This window comes from Shigella sp. FJ200513 (genome assembly GCF_040495915.1).
Classification (GTDB): Bacteria; Pseudomonadota; Gammaproteobacteria; order Enterobacterales; family Enterobacteriaceae; genus ECMA0423.
This window is the reverse complement of sequence record NZ_JBDYCV010000211.1, coordinates 1-2,304: the sequence shown is the minus strand read 5'-3', so window position 1 is coordinate 2,304 and position 2,304 is coordinate 1. Positions and strand designations below refer to the sequence as shown.

Below are 2,304 nucleotides of genomic sequence, written 5' to 3'. Positions count from 1 at the left end.
GCGCCGAAGGATGTCGCTGCCGACTGGGCAATGGAGCGCCTGCCGGCCCAGTATCAGCCCGTCATACTTGAAGCTAGGCAGGCTTATCTTGGACAAGAAGATCGCTTGGCCTCGCGCGCAGATCAGTTGGAAGAATTTGTTCACTACGTGAAAGGCGAGATCACCAAGGTAGTCGGCAAATAATGTCTAACAATTCGTTCAAGCCGACGCCGCTTCGCGGCGCGGCTTAACTCAAGCGTTAGAGAGCTGGGGAAGACTATGCGCGATCTGTTGAAGGTGGTTCTAAGCCTCGTACTTGCGATGGCATCGGGGCAGGCACTTGCTGACCTGCCAATTGTTTTAGTGGATGAAGCTCGTCTTCCCTATGACTACTCCCCATCCAACTACGACATTTCTCCAAGCAACTACGACAACTCCATAAGCAATTACGACAATAGTCCATCAAATTACGACAACTCTGAGAGCAACTACGATAATAGTTCATCCAATTACGACAATAGTCGCAACGGAAATCGTAGGCTTATATATAGCGCAAATGGGTCTCGCACTTTCGCCGGCTACTACGTCATTGCCAACAATGGGACAACGAACTTCTTTTCCACATCTGGCAAAAGGATGTTCTACACCCCAAAAGGGGGGCGCGGCGTCTATGGCGGCAAAGATGGGAGCTTCTGCGGGGCATTGGTCGTCATAAATGGCCAATTTTCGCTTGCCCTGACAGATAACGGCCTGAAGATCATGTATCTAAGCAACTAGCCTGCTCTCTAATAAAATGTTAGGCCTCAACATCTAGTCGCAAGCTGAGGGGAACCACTAGTGTCATACGAACCTCCAAGAGACGGTTACACAAACGGGTACATTGTTGATGTCATGTATGACAATCGCCCAAGTAAGTATCCAGCTGTGTTCAGAACGTACGTCCGAATTCCAGACTATGTCGAACTAGATAACGCGGAGGAGCTGGCCGACGCAATCATTCGAGAGGTTGAGTTAAAGGAGGCATGGCTCACAAGGGTCTTGGGGAACTCAGCCGATCCTGACGCTTCTGTGGGCAAGTGGGACCGGCGCCTAGCGCAGTGCGGTGGTATTGATGAGATGTCAAGTGGGGTGCAGGCAACATACTTCAGTCCAAACGGTCAGCTGGTCGGCTTAGTGGCATACATTGATGCCGAATGGATGGATGAATAGCTCTGACGTTACGATTCAGGTGAGACAACCAGATGGGCATTGCGTACAAGCTCAGTTGCCACCGATGTGGCTACGAGTCTGATCTTCTTTACCTAGGCCAAGGTATGGCGATGCTTCCTGAGCAAATAGTCGGAACGTGCACATGCTGCGACAATCTAACGACGATTTCTATAAATGAAAGCTACGGAGTATGCTCACTTTGTGGGGCTAAGGATCGTGTGATATTTACAAGCTATCAGCATGAGGCAAGGCCAAGAAATCCCTGCTATCTAGAGAGAAGTTTCAAATATCAATGCCCAAGATGCCATGCCTTCAGTATGGAGCCTCCGGATCTACCGGAGATGCTTTGGGACTAATGCTCCGCTTTGCCTCGGGTATCCGTTCGACCTATGTTTAAGAGGAAACGCACGTGTCTGCCGCCAAAGCTCTTGCCTATGCACTTTGTGACAAGTTGGAAAGCAAAAAAGTTGATGAAGTCGTACGAAATCTTGTTTCTAGCGGCTGGAATATTAGGGAAGTGGCCTGGGAAGCTTCGTCCTTTGATCATGAAATGCCCTACTTTGACACGGGGCGGGACTTCGATATTGGATTTCCTGACACGCTGTCATCCAAGATTGAGTTTTTGACCGCGAATGGATCAATCGTCCAAGCACGTGCTCGCCTGCACTTCAAGCAGGCTCTAATTTTTGCCAAGGCGTCCAAACATGTCGCCGCGCTCAAGAACTCATTGGATTACTACTATGGATCGTCTGTAATCCCCCCTCAAAACCACGGAGGCTATTTGTAGAAAATTCCATTAATATGAACTCAAGGTGTTCCCTACGGACGAATCAGCGATGAAGGTGGTGTACCTGGCTATCCAGGCGGCGACCAAGAAATGGACGATGCCGATCCGCAACTGGAAGCCGGCCATGAACCGTTTTATGATCGAATTTGGTGACCGTTTAAATGGCCACCTTTAACTGACCGGCAAAAGCACTTACACAAAAGGGTTTACAGGCTCTTTCAGTCATTCCTTTAATGCGTAAATTGCTCTCTAATGAAGTGGCACACTGAATTTGGCCACCTGAACAGAGGTGATATGCTCACCTCAGAACAACACAGGTGCTCCAATGA

Annotated in this window: 3 protein-coding genes and 1 pseudogene; all 4 read left to right on the top strand. The window is 49.2% G+C overall.

The window, feature by feature from the left end; genetic code table 11:
- Positions 1-183 (top strand): aminoglycoside adenylyltransferase domain-containing protein (locus ABZJ92_RS21510; RefSeq protein WP_123185715.1); only part of this gene is annotated, 183 nt, incomplete at its 5' end.
- Positions 184-258: 75 nt separating this feature from the next.
- Entirely contained in the window at positions 259-756 is a 498-nt protein-coding gene (locus tag ABZJ92_RS21505) for a hypothetical protein (RefSeq protein ID WP_001444089.1), read from the top strand.
- An 841-nt stretch (positions 757-1,597) separates the two neighbouring features.
- Positions 1,598-1,975, top strand: coding sequence for a hypothetical protein (locus tag ABZJ92_RS21495; RefSeq protein WP_001271300.1), 378 nt, complete (start codon positions 1,598-1,600; stop codon positions 1,973-1,975).
- A gap of 22 nt (positions 1,976-1,997) precedes the next feature.
- A pseudogene (locus ABZJ92_RS21490) lies at positions 1,998-2,150 on the top strand (IS256 family transposase); the annotation flags it as partial.
- Positions 2,151-2,304: the final 154 nt, after the last annotated feature.

Coding starts and splice junctions, on each gene's coding strand:
- ABZJ92_RS21505 (WP_001444089.1), top strand. CDS start 259: ATGCGCGATCTGTTGAAGGTGGTTCTAAGCCTCGTACTTGCGATGGCA.